At 63.6% G+C, this 17,417-nt stretch carries 13 protein-coding genes; 4 read left to right on the forward strand and 9 right to left on the reverse strand.

Annotation, left to right across the window (positions count from 1 at the left end; genetic code table 11):
* The 4 genes from mauD (at nt 1) to ACN8M7_RS05115 (ending at nt 2,196) form a co-directional block, all read left to right on the forward strand.
* Nucleotides 1–612 (forward strand): methylamine dehydrogenase accessory protein MauD, encoded by a 612-nt coding sequence (mauD, locus tag ACN8M7_RS05100; protein ID WP_490259984.1) that lies wholly within the window; start codon nt 1–3, stop codon nt 610–612.
* 16 nt (nt 613–628) lie between these two features.
* A complete protein-coding gene (locus ACN8M7_RS05105) occupies nt 629–1,150 on the forward strand; it encodes a methylamine dehydrogenase light chain (RefSeq protein WP_061237223.1) in 522 nt (173 codons plus the stop codon).
* A gap of 15 nt (nt 1,151–1,165) precedes the next feature.
* A complete protein-coding gene (locus ACN8M7_RS05110) occupies nt 1,166–1,723 on the forward strand; it encodes a cytochrome C (RefSeq protein WP_490259985.1) in 558 nt (185 codons plus the stop codon).
* Between the two features lie 278 nt (nt 1,724–2,001).
* Nucleotides 2,002–2,196, forward strand: coding sequence for a hypothetical protein (locus tag ACN8M7_RS05115; RefSeq protein ID WP_490259986.1), 195 nt, complete (start codon nt 2,002–2,004; stop codon nt 2,194–2,196).
* A 112-nt stretch (nt 2,197–2,308) separates the two neighbouring features.
* Here ACN8M7_RS05115 and ACN8M7_RS05120 read toward each other — a convergent pair whose 3' ends face one another.
* The 9 genes from ACN8M7_RS05120 to ACN8M7_RS05160 all read right to left on the reverse strand — a co-directional run bounded on the left by ACN8M7_RS05120 (nt 2,309) and on the right by ACN8M7_RS05160 (nt 17,368).
* Entirely contained in the window at nt 2,309–3,892 is a 1,584-nt protein-coding gene (locus tag ACN8M7_RS05120) for an aldehyde dehydrogenase (NADP(+)) (RefSeq protein ID WP_490259987.1), read from the reverse strand.
* 289 nt (nt 3,893–4,181) lie between these two features.
* Complete coding sequence (pelG, locus tag ACN8M7_RS05125; protein ID WP_061237215.1) at nt 4,182–5,552, reverse strand: exopolysaccharide Pel transporter PelG; 1,371 nt, start codon at nt 5,550–5,552, stop codon at nt 4,182–4,184.
* Nucleotides 5,553–7,079 (reverse strand): GT4 family glycosyltransferase PelF, encoded by a 1,527-nt coding sequence (pelF, locus tag ACN8M7_RS05130; protein ID WP_490259988.1) that lies wholly within the window; start codon nt 7,077–7,079, stop codon nt 5,553–5,555.
* Nucleotides 7,076–8,065, reverse strand: a complete 990-nt coding sequence (locus ACN8M7_RS05135; protein ID WP_490259989.1) for a HEAT repeat domain-containing protein — start codon at nt 8,063–8,065, stop codon at nt 7,076–7,078. Before ACN8M7_RS05135 ends, pelF begins: the two co-directional genes overlap by 4 nt.
* On the reverse strand, nt 8,043–9,410 hold the full coding sequence (locus ACN8M7_RS05140; protein ID WP_490259990.1) for a PelD GGDEF domain-containing protein: 1,368 nt from the start codon (nt 9,408–9,410) through the stop codon (nt 8,043–8,045). Before ACN8M7_RS05140 ends, ACN8M7_RS05135 begins: the two co-directional genes overlap by 23 nt.
* Nucleotides 9,411–9,415: 5 nt before the next feature.
* Entirely contained in the window at nt 9,416–9,934 is a 519-nt protein-coding gene (locus ACN8M7_RS05145) for a penicillin-binding protein activator LpoB (protein WP_490259991.1), read from the reverse strand.
* Between the two features lie 27 nt (nt 9,935–9,961).
* Nucleotides 9,962–13,564, reverse strand: a complete 3,603-nt coding sequence (locus ACN8M7_RS05150; protein ID WP_490259992.1) for a tetratricopeptide repeat protein — start codon at nt 13,562–13,564, stop codon at nt 9,962–9,964.
* Nucleotides 13,542–16,313: a bifunctional glycoside hydrolase/polysaccharide deacetylase family protein gene (locus ACN8M7_RS05155; RefSeq protein ID WP_490259993.1), complete on the reverse strand. Its 2,772-nt coding sequence runs from the start codon at nt 16,311–16,313 to the stop codon at nt 13,542–13,544. The genes ACN8M7_RS05150 and ACN8M7_RS05155 overlap by 23 nt, the downstream gene beginning before the upstream one ends.
* 449 nt (nt 16,314–16,762) lie before the next feature.
* Nucleotides 16,763–17,368: a glutathione S-transferase gene (locus ACN8M7_RS05160; protein WP_490259994.1), complete on the reverse strand. Its 606-nt coding sequence runs from the start codon at nt 17,366–17,368 to the stop codon at nt 16,763–16,765.
* Nucleotides 17,369–17,417 lie beyond the last annotated feature (49 nt).

Here is a 17,417-nt window from a genome sequence, read left to right on the forward strand (position 1 = left end):
ATGGAAGCTCTGATCGTTTCTAACATTCTGCTGTGGTGCCTGCTGATCGCTCTGGCCTTCGCCGTCATGGGCCTGGTACGCCAGATCGGCGTGCTGCATGGCCGCCTGGCGCCCGCCGGCGCGCTGATGGTCGACAAGGGCGTGGCCGTCAACGAGCCCGCCCCGCAAGTGACGGCTGCCGACCGCAGTGGTCGCCCGGTGAACTTCGGCTATGCCGGCGAGAAGGCGCAGTTGCTGTTCTTCCTCTCGCCCACCTGCCCGATCTGCAAGTCGTTGCTGCCGTCGATCAAATCCATCGCCAAGGAACAGGCTCATCGCCTCGACGTGATCTACGTCAGCGACGGTGACATGGACGCGCAGAAGGCGCTGATCGCCGAGCACAAGCTCGAAGACGCCACCTACGTGGTCGGCCCGGAAGTGGGCATGACCTACCAGATCGGCAAGCTGCCCTACGCCGCCCTGATCGATAACGCCGGCGTGCTGCGCGCCAAGGGCCTGGTCAACTCCCGCGAGCACCTCGACAGCCTGTTCGAGACCGAGCACCTGGGCAGCGCCACCCTCCAGCAGTACCTGCACAACAGCCAGCACGCCCACGGCGCGCACAACCACTGAGCCAGGGAGCCCTGACATGAAATTGCTAGATCGCTTGTTCGAACGCTCCACTCGCCACGTGGCCGACACCACCTCGCGGCGTAACTTCCTCGGTCGCCTCGGCTCAATGATGGTGGCCGGCGCCGCCCTGCCCGTGCTGCTGCCCATCGACCGCACCAGCAAGGCCCTGGCCGCCGAAAACCCGCAGGCCGGTGATCCGGGCGACCCCAATAGCTGCGACTACTGGCGCTACTGCTCCATCGACGGTTTCCTCTGCAGCTGCTGCGGCGGCTCCGTCACCTCCTGCCCACCGGGCACCGAAGCCTCTCAGGTGACCTGGATCGGCACCTGCCGCAACCCGGCGGACGGCAAGGACTACATCATTTCCTACAACGACTGCTGCGGTAAGCACAGCTGTGCCCAATGCGCCTGTACCCGCAACGACAGTGAGGAACCGCTGTATCGACCGTTCAACAACAACGACGTCAACTGGTGCCTCGCGGCCAAGTCGCACATTTACCACTGCACGGTCTCGATCATCCGTGGCGTGGCAATCTGAGCCAGGAGCACTGCCATGCGTTTGCCACTGATCATTGCGCTGGCCTCTGCCATGGCCCTTCCACAGGCCATGGCACGTGCCATTCCGGATCCGAATCAGAAGCACGCGCCAGGTAACGAAGCACCGCAGAAGCCTATTTCACAAGCGGGCTACAGCACGCCGGTGAACTATCAACTGCAATGCGCCGGTTGCCATCTCAGCGATGGCACCGGCTCCAAGGCCAACGACACGCCGAAGATGAAGGGTTTCGTCGGCAACTTCCTCAAGGTCGAGGGCGGGCGTGAGTTCCTGGTGCGCGTACCCGGCATGTCGCAATCTGCGCTCAACAATGCGCAGTTGGCCGACCTGCTCAACTGGTTGCTGGACAAGAACGGCATGGCGGGTGCCAGCATGCCGGAGCACTACCAGCCCTATACCGAGGAAGAGGTGGCCAGAGTCCGCAAGGCTTCGCTGCTCAACCTGCCTGATGTACGGGCCGGCTTGATCCATCAGATGGTCGAACAGTCCATCGAAATCGACGACGGCATGGCACATCCGCCGTCAGATCCCACCACCCAGGGAAGTCTGAAATAGGCCGTTGTTTGTGGACGGTGACCTGCAAGCAGCGATCTGCTCATGACATGAGCAGATCGCTGCTGACTTCGGTGCTACTGATCATTGCGAGCACTTCGCGCTGGCCTTTTCTCTCGTCACTTCGCATTCCTGCCCCATCGCCACGGGCCGTCAGTCAGCGTAGAGAGCGGGTGATCTGTAGATCGTGCGGCTTTCCACGCGTTTAGCGGTCTTTCAGTGCTTACTTCGCGCGTCATTCCCCCATAGGATGTGAGCGCCCGATCCTGCAAGGAGCACTTATGGACATTCTGTTACTGATCGCCGTCGCCTTCGTGGTGCTCTTCATCTATTCCTGGCGACGCTCACGTCCCAAGCCTCTAACGCGCAAGAGAAAGCGCAGCGGCCTGAACGGACAGGACTCCGGCTCAGGTTTCAGTGACGGGGGCTTCGACTACAGTGGGGGCGGCGATGGGGGCGGCGGCGGTGGTGATTGATCCACCGGCCTCGCCTCAGATCATTCCCAGCCTCAACGCCTGCACGGTTGCAGTCGCCTGAACGAACAATGCCGCACCCCAGGGTGCGGCATTGTTCGTTACAGCGCTCGGATCAGCTCAGCGCGTCACGGCTGTGCACGCCGTCGACCAGACGCTGGATGCCCAGCGGGTTGGCGTCCTGCAAGGCTTCTGGCAGCACTTCGTCCGGGTAGTTCTGGTAGCAGACCGGCCGCAGGAAGCGGTGGATCGCCAGGGTGCCGACCGAAGTACCACGGGCGTCGGAGGTGGCCGGGTACGGGCCGCCATGGACCATGGCGTCGCACACTTCCACGCCAGTCGGGTAACCGTTGAGCAGCACACGGCCGGCTTTGACTTCCAGCAGCGGCAGCAGGTCGCGGAAGGCGATCAGGTCGTCACGCTCGGCGATCAGCGTGGCGGTCAGCTGGCCGTGCATGCTCTGCAGGGCACGGCTCAGCTCGGCGCTGTCGGCGACTTCGACGACGATGGTGGTCGGGCCGAAGACTTCCTCCTGCAGCAGGTGGTCGCCTTCGAGCAGCATGCTCACGTCAGCCTTGAACAGCTGCGGCTGCGCCTGGTTGCCGGTTTGCTCGTTACCCGCCAGGTGCGTGACCTTGGCGTGGTCGTTGAGCAGAGCCAGGCCGCCCGTGTAGCTGCGCAGGGTGCCGGCATTGAGCATAGTCTGCGCCGGCTGGCTGGCAATGGCGTCGGCCAGGCCGGCGACGAACTCGCTGAACTCGGCGCTGCGAATGCCGATGATCAGGCCCGGGTTGGTGCAGAACTGGCCGCAACCCAGTACCACCGAGCCTGCCAGCTCCCTGGCGACGGCGGCGCCGCGAACCTTCAGGGCACTTGGCAGGACGATCACCGGGTTGACGCTGGACATCTCGGCGAACACCGGAATCGGCTGCGGGCGGGCAGCGGCCATGTCACACAGGGCGCGACCGCCTTTCAGCGAGCCGGTGAAGCCGACTGCCTGGATGGCCGGGTGCTTGACCAGGATCTCGCCAACGCCGCCGCCGAAGATCATGTTGAACACGCCCTTGGGCATGCCGGTTTTCTCGGCGGCGCGGATGATCGCATCGGCCACGCACTCGGCGGTGGCCATGTGGCCGCTGTGCGCCTTGAACACCACCGGGCAACCGGCAGCCAGGGCCGAGGCGGTGTCACCACCGGCAGTGGAGAACGCCAGCGGGAAGTTGCTGGCGCCGAACACGGCAACCGGGCCAACGCCGATCTGGTACTGACGCAGATCCGGACGCGGCAGTGGCTGGCGATCCGGCAGGGCGCGGTCGATGCGCGCACCGTAGAAGTCACCGCGACGCAGTACTTTGGCGAACAGACGCATCTGGCCACTTGTACGACCACGTTCGCCCTGGATGCGGGCAGCCGGCAGTGCGGTTTCACGGGTGACCAGGGCCACGAAGTCATTGCCCAGGGCATCGATTTCGTCGGCAATCGCCTCGAGGAACTCGGCACGGCGTACGGCCGACAGGTTGCGGTAGGTCGGATAAGCGGCAGCGGCAGCCTGGGCGGCAGCGTCGACTTCTTCCGGCGTGGCCTGGATAAAGGTGTACGGCAGCGCTTCACCGCTGCTGGCGTCGAGGCTTTTGTGCTGCACGGTGCCGGCGGCGCGGCGCTCACCACCGATGTAATTGTGGCCAGTCAGACTCAGCATGGCGTTCTCCTGTCAGGAGGGACGGCGGCGCCGCCCCAGGACAATGAATGAGGCCCGGCTGCGGCGCCGGGATTCACAACCGCCTGCGCAGTTGTAGGACGTATGATAAGTGACGACCAAGCTTTTGTCGTCCTCGATCTATCGCTGGGGGCTTCTGCGCGCGATCAGACGCGCGGCTCAGGGGCGTGAGAGCTGACGGATGCGCCGCACGGCCTTGTGGCCGAGCTGGCGGCAGGCAGGTGGGCAGCGCCACTGGCGTGGCCTGCCCGGGGCTATCGAGGGGACCTGATCAGCGACCGAGCATGAAGGTCTCGAACTCCAGATCTTCCAGCGCGTCATTGAGCCGGTACAGCCCCAGCAACACGCACAGCAGCAGCGACAGGGTAAAGCCGTAGCCGAAGAAGGTCGGGCCGAGCATCTGGCTGAACAGGGTCAGCGCGCCGTTGGCCAGCACGAACAGCACGCACAGTTCGAGCACGATGGCGCGCTTGTCCAGATAGAAGAACACGTTGAGCAGGGCCATGAACACAACCTGGATGCTCACCCCGATCACGTCGATGTAGAACAACGGCAAGTAGTAGTGGGAAATGCCCAGCCACGACAGCAGTTGCGGCGCCAGCAGGAACAACAGCACCAGCGTCAGCCCCTGTACCTTGCAGATTTCCATCAGCCCCTGACGGATCGCCAGGATCATCTGCTCCTTGAGCCAGCCGATGTGCTGCAGGGTTTCACCGCCGCGGATGGCGTCGTAGACACGCTCGTACCACTCGGCAAAATCCGTCTCGATGCGCACCAGGAACACCGCCATACCGGGGATGATCGCCAGGTAGGCGAGGAAGATCGGCAGGTCGTAGAGGATCGAAGCACGCAACGGGCCGATCACCGCTTCCGAGGTGGCCGGGTTGAACCAGAAGATGAACTTGTCGATCCAGATGCCCAGGTTGTAGCAGAGGCCGGTCAGCAGCAGGCTGACGAACACCTGGCGACGCTTGAGGAAGTCGAAGGCCACCAGGCGCTCGGCGGGGTACTCGCGCAGGATGTCGAAGAGGAAGATGAACAACAGGCTGGAGTGGCCGATCAGCAGGCCCAGCAGCAGGCCGTCGATGTTGAGGAAACGCAGCAGGTAGGCCGAGGCCACCATCAGCGAGTAGCCGAGGAACATCACGCCGAGGATGCGGTTGTAGGCCTTCATCCCGGACAGGAAGATGATCACCAGCCACAGGTTGCACAGCACCACGAAGTTGGCCATCACCAGCAGGCGGTAGGAAAACCCCTGGTCGAACAGCAGACTCAGCACGACGATGGCCAGCAGCCCGGAGAACACCGTCACCAGCAGCAGGATGCCCAGCAAGTTGGGCAGGATCATGTCCAGACGGTTTTCGAACAGACGATCGGACACGAAGCGGGTGAAGAACAGCTGCAGGCCGCCGGTCAGGATCAGCGAGGAGGCCATCAGGTAGGTCACCGTGACCAGGAACTGGCCGATCAGCGTTTCCGGCAGCACCGCCCCCAGGCTCAGCACCCCGATGAGCATCACGCTGATGATCGACAGCACCCAGGGGCCGGAGCTGATCAGGCCGGCATACAGGTACGCACGCATCGTCGAGGTGTAGGAGTCCTTGGACAGGATCTTCCTCAGTTCAAAACCTATGCCTGCCATCTATGCGCTCTCCGTGCCTTCGCGGTACAGCTCGCGGTAACGGGCGAGCATCAGTTCTTCGGTGTAGTAACGCCGCACGCGCTCGAGCCCGACCGCCTGGGCGGCGTGCCAGCGCTGCGGATCGCGCAACAGGGAAAGGATGGCCCGCGAAGTGGCCTGGGGGTCGGCAATCGCCACCACCTCGCCGGCCGTACCGAGCTGTCGATCCTCCGCGCTGGAGCCCTCGACCAGCTCGCGACAGGAGCCGACATCGCTGGTCACCACCGGCGTACCGGCCGCCCAGGCTTCCAGCACCACCAGCGGCTGCGCTTCGCTGATCGAGGTCAGCACCATCACGCCCAGCTGCGGGACGACCTCGCGCACCTGGCGGAAACCGAGAAAGCGCACCTTGTCCTGCAGGCCGAGACTCGCCACCAGGCTATGGCATTCGGCGGCATAGTCGGGGTCTTCCTCTTCCGGACCGACGATCCAGCCTTCGGCCTCCGGCATGACACTGACCACCCCGCGAATGGCGCGGATGAAGGTCTTGACGTCCTTGATCGGCACTACGCGCCCGACCAGCCCCGCTACCGCAGGTACGCCCTCGGGGCGGTTGGCCAGCGCCTGGTCCCAGCTGTCGAGGTCGATGCCGTTGGGAATGACCCGGGTACGCTCGGCCGGCGCACCATCGCTGACCTGACGCAGCCGATTGCCTTCGTACAAGGCGATGATCGAATGTGCCGAGCGGTAGGTGATCAGGCCGATGCGCTCGAAGAAGCGGATCCACAGGCGGCGAATGTAGCTCACCTCCGCATCCAGGCCGGTGCTCAGGCGCTCGTCCGGGCTCTCGGCGATCCAGCCCGCCTGAGCCAAGTCGATCTTGCGCTCCTTGGTGTAGATGCCGTGTTCGCTGAGCAGGTAGTGGCAACCCCAGCGGCGCTGCAGCACGCTGCCGAGCAGGCCGGCATAACCGGTGGAGATCGAATGCAGCATGCGCGCCCGCGGCAGGCTTCTGGACACCTCGGCGAGCATGAACAGCGGCGCCTGCATGGAGCGCAGGGTCCAGAAGTAGTTGACGAACGAAGGGTCGGCGCAGTGCTGGGTGTAGCCATCGACGATGGCGTCCCAGCTGGCCCGGCTCTGCAGGAACGCCTCGCGGCCGATGCGTCCCACCGCCAGGGTATCGACGAAGGCATCGCCTTGCTCGCGGCCCGGCTCGTCCGGGTAGTGCAGGAAGCGGTGCACGTCCATCATCAGCTCGGCGAGCTCCGGCGTCGCCCGCGAGCTGGTCGCAGGCATGGCGCTCCAGGCGTCCTCGAGGAAGTGCTCCTGGATGTGCACGACGTTGTCAGGAATGGCGTAGTGGCGCTTGCCGTAGGCCTCTTTCTGGCCGCCGATGAACAGCACCGAGAAGGTCAGTTCCGGCAAGCCCAGAATCAGCTGGTTGATCCAGCTGGAAACGCCGCCACGCACGTATGGCCAGGTACCTTCGAGCAACAGGCAGACATCGACGCTCGGCACGTCGGGAACAGGAGTTTTCTCAGTCATAGCCAGTATCTTGCCAATGCCGCGAAGGGGGGACGTTGCAACATGTCGGCCGGCATGCTGGCCAGCATCTGCGGGATGTCGTCGTAACGCTGTCGGCGGAACGCGATCTCGGCCTGATAGGGCGCCAGCTGCGCGGGGCCCGTACCGGTCTGCGCCGCCTGCTCGAACTGCGCAGACGCTTCGTCCAGGTTGCCCAGCTCCATGGCAATCCGCCCGGCCAGCAGGTGCAGCTCGCCACTGGGCTCGCCTTGCAACGCGCTGCCGACATGGCTCCATGCCTGCTGCAGCACGTGCTCGAGCACACTGCCCTGGGCCAGGCCGACGTAGGCCAACTCCCAGTACCAGCGCGCCAGCTGGCCATGCTGGGCAAACTTGCGGTCGGCCTTGGTGGTTTCCATGCTTGCCAGCGCCTGCTCGATACGCTGGTTGATGCGGCTTTCACGCTGATCGAGCATGGAGTAGGCCAGCAGCCGCACGTCATCGGACGGATCACGCAGCGCCAGCTTGAGAATCGGGATGGCTTCCTTGCTGCGCATGCGCCGCGTGGCGAAGATCGCCGTCAGACGCTGGTCCGGGTCCTGCGCATGGCGCAGCACGTCCTGCAGGCCGCCATCGTTGAACATCAGCTCGCGCGTACGCTCCCGAGGACGAAAAGGCAGGTCGGGTACTGCTGTCGCCTCCCAGGGCTGGACCTTGCGCTTGCGCGGCAGGTAGAGCGCGGGGAACAGGGCCAGGGCCACGCCGATCATGCCGATCAGCGGAATGAAGAACGACAGGCTGAAGATGAACAGCGGGCTCCAGGGCAACGGAAAGCGATAGCGCCGAGGCAGCAACAGCCAGATACCAGCTGTCAGCATGGCGCTGCCCAGGCCATGGGCAGAGGCATACAACAGCGCGGCCTGGTGTGCCGGCAGATCGCTGACCGCACTGGCCCAACTGCCCAGTTCGAGCAGCGCGGCGCCGCTAAACAGCCACTTGCTGATCATTCAGGGCACACTCGTTGAACAGGAAATGGCGCAGCGCATCACGCTCGGCGCCGCCCTCGAAGAGGAACTGATGGGTCTGCACGCCCAGGGACTCCAGCTCGCGTCCCTGGCCGAAGCGTTCGGCAAAGAGCTGTTTCAGACGCACCAGATAGCCTTTGGAGCCTTCACCCGAGGTCAGCGGCAGCAACACCAGCACCAGGCGACTGCCGCGCCCGTTGATGACCTTCAGTTGCACGTCCAGGCCACGCTGACTGCTCTCGAGCAGACGCTGGACCTCCTCGCCAGTGTCCTCGGCCAGCTCGAAGGCGAAGAGACTGGCGGGCAGGCGGTGGTCACGTGCATCGGTGAGCGAGCGCTTGAGCAGCTGCGAATACTGCTGGGCATCGGCATCCGGCAGCTGCAGGGCCTGCGCATCGCTCATCAGCAGGTCGGCGATATGCCCGGCGAGGATGGCCAGCAGGCTGAAGCTGCGCTCATGGAACATGAAGAACGGCATTTGCTGAATGGCCAGCACCGCCAGGATGCGATCCTCGGTATCGATCAGCGGCACACAGGCCTGCAACACCGAGTGACGCGCACCCTCGCCGCGGTCGAGCACCTCGGAGCGCACACTGACCAGCTCGCCACGTTCCAGACACTGTTTCAACAGGATGTCGTTGCCCTTGAGCTCGCCCATCTCGCCCAGCACGGCCAGCGGTTGTGGCGCGATACGCTGGTTGTCGATGACCCGATAGAGCCCCGCGATCCTTAGCGAACCGTACTGGCCGAGCAATGACAGCACCGTATCGGCCAGCGACTTCAGCGCATCCTGATCCCCCGGCAGCGCACGCAATTGCTGGCGCAGGCCGAGCAGCGAGCTGCGCAGGCTCTGGTCGTTGCCCGCCACGCGTTGCTCCAGGCGATCATGGGAGATGCGCAGGATATGGTGGGAACGGGTGAACTCGTCGAGACGCAACTGGCGGTATTCGTTGGCCAGGCTCAGACGCTCCAGGCGCCGTTCCCAGATATCGCGGAACTCGCCGACCAGCATGCTGCACAGCAGCATGCCCACGATGAAGGAGGCGGGTGTATCGGCATACAACTCGTGCCCTGCGATGCGCAGCACGAATAGCGCGGCGATCAGCAGCGCCGCACTGAATAGCCCTTGCAGGAATCCGTAGCGCACGCCGAGCAGTATCGGTACCAGGATCATCCAGGGGAATGACGCTGCCACGAGCAGCGGGTCAGCCGGCGACAACCAGTAACCGAAACCGAGGGCCAGGAGCGTCAGCAGCGAAGTTTCCCACCAGGAAACGCGACCGCTGGCCCTTGGCGCAAGATTGAAATCCTTATGGGCAGACTGCATCGTTATCACTCGAAGTCGAGGTTACCTACCAGCTTGCGCAGAACCTTCTGGGCAGCACCCGCAACGCTCTCACGCGACCAGCCGGCACGTGCGCCGCTGGAGCTCCAGACCACACGCCCGGTAGCCGGCTCAAGAATCTGCAGGCTGATGCCGACTGCCGGCTCGCCGTCCAGGCCGTTCTTGTACTGCCACTCTTCCACGCTGCCGGTGATCACGTAAGCCAGCTTCTGCTCACGCGCCCAGGCCAGCGCCTGGCTCTGACGCTCACGGTCGTCCTGCAGCAGCAGGTCCTTCTGCGGTTGCTGCGGGTACATCAGCGGGGTTACGCCTTGTTCAGCCAGGATGCTGATCAGGATCTGCTCGGCGCGTTCGCCAGCCTGCGGCGCCTGCGCGAAGTTGACCAGCGGCGCGACGCCCCACGAGGCATCACGTGACAAGGTTGAACTACCACCGCCGCTGAAACTGGAGCAACCCGCGACGACCAGTGCAATGGCCACCAGGGCCAGGCAACGTATGCTTTGCATCTTCATTCCTCCTTTGAGAATCCTTGCTTAGCGCCCGAAACGGGTGCTGTAGGTAATACCGAGCGAACCACCGGGATCACCTTCCCCGCCTCTGGGCGCGGACTGGTAACCCAGGGTCAGGGCCAATTCATCGTCGCCGAACAGTTCGACGCCGACGCCAACGTTAATGCCGTAGTTGAATTGCCGCTCCGTCCACTGCCAGCCAGCGACGGTGTCGATCATCCAGGTGAACTGCGGCCGGGTTCTGTTCAGGGCGCCAGGGAAGCCACGACGCCAGGTGCTGGCGACATAAAGCTGGCCATAGCGGCTCTGCAGCAGTTCGTCGCCCCGAATCGTCGCCTCGGGATCATCGTCGAACGGAATGTAGGCACCGCCATTGGCACTGAGCAGATCATCGGCAACCGTGCTCTTCGCGCTGTTGCGCTGGTAATCCACACCGGAACGCAGCAACCAGGACGGGTCATCGAAGAACACCATGTGGCCCCATTCCAGCGATGCGCCTTGGCCGCTGCCAATGGCGTCGCCCTGCCTGGAACTATAGCGATTGTGCGTCAGCGACCAGGTCAACTGGTCACGCGCAGAGAAACCATGTTGCCCTCTGAGACGCACGCCATCGCGCATGCCCAAAGCACGCAGCAGGCCGGTGTCCTCGGCCTCACGATGCCAGTCGAAAGCCAACCCCAGTTCATCACGCGAGCTCAGGCGCCAGCTGCGCTCGATACCCAGGCCGTGGCGGTCATAGTCGTCACGCAGGCTGCTGTCGACGATCAAGCGCAGGTCGCCATCATCCAACTTGCGGCGCGCTTCCAGCTTGACGTTGCGCTCGTTGCCGAGCACCGCGCTGTTCAGGTTCGAGCTGTTGTAGCGCCCCTGCTCGAGCTGCAGATCGGCATACCAGTCGTCACCCAGGTGACGGGCCACCTGCAGGCGCGGTCCCTTGAAGTCGAGGTCGCCGTAGTCCGTCTTGCGCCAGCCAAGTTGCAGGCCCTGCGGTGAGCTCTCGAGCATCCCGGTGGTCTGGTAGAGCAATTGCTGGCGAATCGAATCGGGTTGCTCATCGCCCTGACTGCTGAGCCCCGAGGCCAGTGCCTCACCCTCATGACCGAGACGCGAGAGTACTTCCACCGTATGCGCGGCATCGAGCCCGCCATGCTCGAGCAGGCGCTGCATCTGCGCGTGGTTGTCGTTGCGCAGCGCCTGCTGGATCTCGTCATAGTTGCCGGCTTTCAGACCGCGTGCCGCGCCCCAGGCCAGCCAGTCGTCCTTCAGCGCCGACTGGTTACCAGCGTCGAGGCGCTCGAGGAAATGTTCGAACCATAGCTGCAACGTCGCCGGCTCGCCGTTCCACAGACGTTTGGCCTGTGCCAGTGAAGTCAGCGTACCCTGCGAACCAGCCAGCAGACGCAGGTACATGGCATAACCCTCGGGGGTCGAGGTGACACGCTGCAGATTGAAGTCACGCAGCAGCTGGCGGCGCAGACGCCAGGCCAGGTCCTCGTAGCCAGCGGCCTCGGCAGCATCGGCATAGGCCGCGAGCACCAGGCGATCGCTTGGATTGGACTTGAGGTGCTGACGGAACCAGCGCAAGGCTTCCTGGGTGTTGTTGAGCAACATGTAGCCGGTGGCATAGGGCAACCACAGCCGGCTGTCCGTGACGGCCCGGGCGCGCCATTCCGGCAACAGTTGCGCCAGCGAGTCCCGCTGCGCGTTGTCGATGTAGAACCACAGGATGCGTTGACGCACCAGATTGTCGTCGGGGAACAGTGCCAGGGCCTGTTTGTAGTAGGCCTGTGCCTGGTCGTAATTGCCGTCCTGGGAGGCCAGCGCGGCCCGGGCAATCCAGTACTGCGAGTTGTCGCGTCCGTTGGGCGACTTCTCCGCGTCGGCCAGCAGCGATCTCAAGGTGTCCCAGTCACGCAACGTCTCGGCCAGTTGCAGCGCGACGATCAGACGCGTGACCCTGCCGGTGCGCTGCCAGCTATCGACCAGAATCTGCAGGGAACGTTTGGGATCGAGATCCCAGTACAGACGAATCAGGCGGTCCTCATCCTCCAGGCCCAGCGCCACGTTGAGGCTCAGCAGATGATCGTACGAAGCGCGCACCTCTGCATCCTGTTCGAGCTCCCAGGCCAGATTGGCGCGCAGCTTCCAGAACTCGGGATCGTCGACCTCGGGTGAGTCGGCCGCCGTCAGTACCTGCCAGGCCTGGTCCGGCTCGAACAGATTCCAGTGCACCTTGGCCCAGCGGATACGCTCCTTGATCGTCAGCGGCCCGCGGGCAGCCAGGGCCTGCCACTGCTCGACCTCTTTCCTGAACTGCTGAGTGTTTTCCAGCAGCATGCGCAGGCGCTGACGCGCGAACAGATGGTTGGGATAGCGTTGCAGGTAGGCCCGCAGCCAGGCTTCAGCCTGCTCTGGAGTGCCTCGGGTTTCATGGCTGTAGACCAGGGTATCGATTTCCACATCGCTCATCTGCCGATGCGCCTCGATAGTGGAAAGCGTTGCGATCACCTGATCGAAATCGAACAGTTGCAGGGCATAACGCCAGACCCGGTCACGCAGCTCCGGATCTTCACGTTGCGCCAGCATCTGCATCCAGTAACTCAGCGCCTGCTGGGTGTGCCCGGTCCACTCGGCCAGGCGCGCAACTTCCGCCACCATGTCATAGTCATCGGGCGTCAGCGCCAGCAGTTCAGGCGCCAACTGCCACGCCCGGTCGACCGCACCGGAGGCGAGGCTGAGGTGGAAATCGGCGGTCAGTGCACGCGGGTCATCCCTCTTCAGGCTGAGCCAGCGCTGAATGAAGGTCTCCGCCAGGTCATAACGGAGCCCACCCTGGGCAGCATCGACACCGGCTGCCAGCCAGTCGAGGGATGCCTGTTGCGCGTCGAGTTCGTCCAGGTGCTGAGCCAGCAGTTGCGCCGCCTGATCGGGATGACCCGCCGCAAGCAGGGCATCGAACGCTTCTCGCAGGTAGCCCATGCGCGCCTGCTGGTCGCTTTCTTCGGTCGCCAGCTGCTGGTAGATCTGCGCCGCGCCACTCTGGTCGTTATTGGCCAGACTCCAGATCGCCGCCTCGTCCAGCCAGTGCTTGCGCCGCTCGCTGTCGCGCTCGGCCAGCTCCCGGTACGCCACTACGGCGACATCCAGCCCGCCGATTTCCAGCGAGTAGCGCGCCAGGCGCTCCAGCATGCCATTGTCCAGATCGGCGATTTTCAGGCTACGCAGTTCGTCTACCAGCGCGGCGCGCTGCTCGTCGCTGATCCCTTCAGGGTCTGCCTGGGCACGCAGCACATCGAGCATCGCCGAGTAGAAGGGGGTAACGGCCAGCAGGCGCCCCTGCAATTGTTCGAGGTACTCGCGAGCACGGGTGAAGTCACCGACCTGGATCAGCTGATCGATCAGGCGCAGCTTGAGCTTGTCGTCTTCCGGGTGAGCCTTGATCAGCAGTTCGGTATAGCTGATGGCGACGGCGTCCGGCGTATCGTCCGCGCTCGGCAGGAACACCTCCTCGCTCTTGTAGGACAGCGCCAGCAAGGCCACCACGAACCCGGCAACCAGCAGGATCATCCAGGGGTTAAGCAAGCGCGTACGCGGTACGTTCTTCTTAGTTGCAGACGAGTTGTGCATCGCTCACCTGCCTCATCGGCAATTCGAAATGCCATACGCCATTGTCATGCGTACCGCTGAACCGGCCGCCCCCCGCCGTCACGTGGCACGCTCCGGCCGAGCGCACGCTGAAACTGAGCGGGAACTCACCCTGGAAAGAGAACGTCACGCGCTTGTCATCCAGATAACGCCAGCCGGTCAGTGGAATATTGGCCTCTTCCAACGCAGGACGCGGGTCACGGGTCTCACGCAACGCCAGCACCGCATCGGCGCCGGTCAGGTGGACATAACGCCCCTGTGCTAGATCACGCACACCGGCAACCCCCTGGGAGCGAGCCAGATCAGGCCAGCCCAGGGAAGGATCGAGACGCAGCGTGCGCATGCCCACCAGGCCCTTGACCTGCCAGGTTCCGTCACTGCGCATGGCCAGACTCGCGCGGTACAGCCCCTCGACCCGTTTGATGTAATCGCTCATCCACAACGACAGCGGCTGGCCATCGAGAATGGTCTGGTAGATCTGGCGCATGGCCCGGATGGAGGCCTGCTTGGTCCCCGAGTAGAAGTGGTAATAGAGGTGGAAGCCACGCAGGCGGCGCGGACTGTCAGTCAGTGCAAAGGTGTCCTGAACGTCACGGAAGCCGTAGTACGGCCCGGTCCACAGGTTGGTGTAGACGTTCTCGTTGATCACCGGGGCATAGAAGTGCAGACCGCCAGTGGTCGGTCGGATCAGCGGATAGAGCCCGGTCAGCGAGGGATAGGCCTTGGTCAGTACGGTGTTGCCGCCGTTGACGTTCGGCAGCCCGCTGTCATAGGCCAGCTTGATGGTTTCGGCGCTGGGCATGGCATCGCCGGACCAGAAGATCATCTTCACTGGCTTCTTCGGGGTGGTCAGGCGCTGATTGATATAGTCACGCGCGCCGACGACCTCGCGCTGCATGTCCAGCGTCTTGTACCCCGGGATGGCCATCATGTAGCCGTACTCCGCCTCGAAGTTCTCCCGTTTCGTAGCCTTTTCCGGCTGCCAGAAGAACGGGTGACTGAAGGTATGACTGGCGACCTCGACCTTGGGGTTGGCGAAGATCTCGCGGGCGATGGGTTCCAGCTCGCGCGAAAGATGCGGGTACATGCCGCGTGGGCCGACTTCGCCCTCGATCACCGACACCGAGGTCAGCAGTGGGTATGGCTTGATGAAATCCTCAAGTACCTGGATACCCGAGTAAGGTGAGCCGGGGACTTCGGCGCGGGACACGAAGCCATCGCCATCCAGATGCACGGTGGCGATGCGGCGGCCGTTCTCCGTCGTGGTATCGGGACGCGGCAACGCCGGCAGCTTGAAGGCACGGGAAATGAAGGCAAAGGGATCGAGCACCCAGCGCCGATGATCGAGCCCCTCTTCGAACACATAAGGCGCCAACGCATAGCCGCCCCAGTCCCCGGTCGCCACCGGCACATAGACCCGGTCATCGCTCTGCAGGGAAAGCGCGGCCTGGGTACGCTCGGGGGCGGTTACGGTCAGCGGCGGGACATCCCGCGTGCGCAAGCGCAGCGGAGCTTCGAAGCCACCGACCAGCGCAGCGTCATGGGACAGCAGCACAGCATCCTGGCCGACCGGCTGCGAACGCGTGCGAATGCCCAGACGGTCCAGCAGGCTGTCGTTTTCGGTGGGCATCCCAGCCATAAAGGCGAGCGGTACCTGCTCATCGAGTCGCTGGCCCAACCAGTTCTCGAAGTAATCGCGATCCACTGGCGAGCCGCTGGTCATCCACACCACGATACCGGCGTAGAGCCCTTTCAGAGGACGCTGCGGCAACGTGGTGTCGGCCGGCCAATAGTCGACCCGGTAGCCCAGATACTCGAGCAAACCGCCCAGGTGCACGTGCCCCGGGTTATCTTCGAGCTCACCTTCGCGCGCATCGTAGACCAGCGCGATACGCCGAGGCTGGACTTCCACGCCGCCAACGCCGATGGCATCCAGCGCCGGGGACGTTACATAGGGAATGAAGCCCTCCTGGGTCAGGCGCGTAGCCAGCTTGCGTGCCTGTTCGCGCTGCTCGGGCGGCAGATACTCGATCGCCACCACTGGAACACCCTGTTTGCGCACCGCATCGAGGCGCGGCAACAACCAGTCACGATCCCCCTGCGAAACCTCCTTGTAACCACCGCCCGCGTCCCAACCCGCATAAATGGACTCGACGGCGACCGCGGAGGCAACGCCCGGCAGTTCCGGCAGTACCTCGAAACCACGGTTGAAGAACAACTTGAGTGTCGGTTCACGCCGATGCAGTTCGCTCAGCAGGCTCTTGAGCGCCTCACGCTGGCTACCCTGAAGGTCCTGTGCTTGCAGCTGGAAACTGTCCAGCGTGTCGAGGAAAAGGCCCGTGTAACCCTGCTGGCGCAGGGTACTGGCGCGCTTGAAAAGATGTTCACGCCATACCGGCGAGGCCAGGTTCATGACCTGGCTGTTCCAGGCATCGTTGCGCACAGCGCTGGTGGCCTCGCTCAAACCAGCCTGGGCAACATCACCGGCGAACTCGCCAATGGACAGGTAGGCGAAGACCTCACTGCCCTGCTTCTGGAGGTAAGCAAGATCGCCTGGCGATACATGGTCCGGTTCGACGACCACCCACTCGAACTGCGACAACTCAGGCAGGGGCAACTGATCGGCGTACCAGAAGGCCACGCTGGCAGGTTGGGCAAATGGCGTAGAAGCGAAAAATGCTAAGGCCAGACCGAAAAGTCTGGCAATTCCCGTTGAGAACTTCACCTGCATAACCCACTGCACTGAAATAGCGCATGCGCGCTTACTGCTTGATAGAAGCCGATGATGATACTTCCCCCACAACGTCAGGAAACCGGCCCCAACAGACGGGAACCAAGGAGAAACTTGACATCAAAAAGCCTGCGCATTGAATCAACCGGCCCTTGATATGTCAATTTTTTGATCATTCGATGTACGCAAAATCGAACACCACGAAAATCAGTCAAATTAACGGCGAAACCCGATGTGACGGACATCCCACTTGAGATAGCCCTTTGATATCAACAACAAAGGCGCACCACAAGCGGGCGCCAGAAGCATGCCGAGAGGGCAAAAAATGAGCACACCACTGTTCGTTCCGCCGACGGACGGTAGCGGGCAACCTCAAGAACGCCCCCCCCAAATGCAGCCTAGCAGGACGCCGGCACATTGCCGGGAAGGCAGCGCCGGAGCACAAAAGCTCACACCGGCTCGCTGGCCTGCATCGACGCGCGCAGAGCGAAAGCCTGCTGGAAGGCGGTCAGGCGCGGATGCGCGGCGTGCCAGTCGAGGTCGGCAAAGCGAAAATCCAGATAGCCCAGGGCGCAGGCCACACCGATCTGCGCCAGGTCGAGCGGCCCCTGCAACTGCGCGGCCTGGCGCTCCAGCTCGGCCAGGGCGCGCTGCACCTTGCCCAACTGGCCATCCAGCCAGGCCGCCCACTGCAGTTGCTCCGGACGCACACCGCGCTCGTAACGCGCTAGCAGGGCCGCATCCATCAGTCCATCGGCCAGCGCGGCCAGGCGCAGCACTTGCCAGCGCGAAGCCCCGTCCGGCAGCAGCTTCTGGCCCTGATGCAGGGTATCGAGGTACTCGCAGATCACTCGGCTGTCGTACAGCGCCTCGCCTTCTCCGTTCAGCAGCACCGGAATCTTGCCCAGCGGATTGAGCGCATTGACCCGCTCGTTGAGCGTGGTCGGCAGTACGGCGGTGTCGAGCAACTCGATACGTTCCAGCAGGCCGGTCTCATGGGCGAGCACACGAACCTTGCGGGCGAAGGGTGAAGCGGCGGCGTAGATCAGTTGCATGCGCGTGTTCCTGTGTCAGGTTGTGAGGAGGCTGGTTGACGCCCCAGGC

Origin of the sequence: Pseudomonas spartinae (assembly GCF_965197125.1) — a bacterium.
Lineage (GTDB): Bacteria > Pseudomonadota > Gammaproteobacteria > Pseudomonadales > Pseudomonadaceae > Aquipseudomonas > Aquipseudomonas composti_A.

What these genes read in the sequence shown, in the direction of transcription:
- ACN8M7_RS05120 (WP_490259987.1), bottom strand. Translation starts at nt 3,892, where the DNA reads ATGCTGAGTCTGACTGGCCACAATTACATCGGTGGTGAGCGCCGCGCC.
- mauD (WP_490259984.1), top strand. Translation starts at nt 1, where the DNA reads ATGGAAGCTCTGATCGTTTCTAACATTCTGCTGTGGTGCCTGCTGATC.
- ACN8M7_RS05110 (WP_490259985.1), top strand. Translation starts at nt 1,166, where the DNA reads ATGCGTTTGCCACTGATCATTGCGCTGGCCTCTGCCATGGCCCTTCCA.
- pelF (WP_490259988.1), bottom strand. Translation starts at nt 7,079, where the DNA reads ATGACTGAGAAAACTCCTGTTCCCGACGTGCCGAGCGTCGATGTCTGC.
- ACN8M7_RS05145 (WP_490259991.1), bottom strand. Translation starts at nt 9,934, where the DNA reads ATGCAAAGCATACGTTGCCTGGCCCTGGTGGCCATTGCACTGGTCGTC.
- ACN8M7_RS05160 (WP_490259994.1), bottom strand. Translation starts at nt 17,368, where the DNA reads ATGCAACTGATCTACGCCGCCGCTTCACCCTTCGCCCGCAAGGTTCGT.
- ACN8M7_RS05105 (WP_061237223.1), top strand. Translation starts at nt 629, where the DNA reads ATGAAATTGCTAGATCGCTTGTTCGAACGCTCCACTCGCCACGTGGCC.
- pelG (WP_061237215.1), bottom strand. Translation starts at nt 5,552, where the DNA reads ATGGCAGGCATAGGTTTTGAACTGAGGAAGATCCTGTCCAAGGACTCC.
- ACN8M7_RS05150 (WP_490259992.1), bottom strand. Translation starts at nt 13,564, where the DNA reads ATGCACAACTCGTCTGCAACTAAGAAGAACGTACCGCGTACGCGCTTG.
- ACN8M7_RS05155 (WP_490259993.1), bottom strand. Translation starts at nt 16,313, where the DNA reads ATGCAGGTGAAGTTCTCAACGGGAATTGCCAGACTTTTCGGTCTGGCC.
- ACN8M7_RS05140 (WP_490259990.1), bottom strand. Translation starts at nt 9,410, where the DNA reads ATGCAGTCTGCCCATAAGGATTTCAATCTTGCGCCAAGGGCCAGCGGT.
- ACN8M7_RS05115 (WP_490259986.1), top strand. Translation starts at nt 2,002, where the DNA reads ATGGACATTCTGTTACTGATCGCCGTCGCCTTCGTGGTGCTCTTCATC.
- ACN8M7_RS05135 (WP_490259989.1), bottom strand. Translation starts at nt 8,065, where the DNA reads ATGATCAGCAAGTGGCTGTTTAGCGGCGCCGCGCTGCTCGAACTGGGC.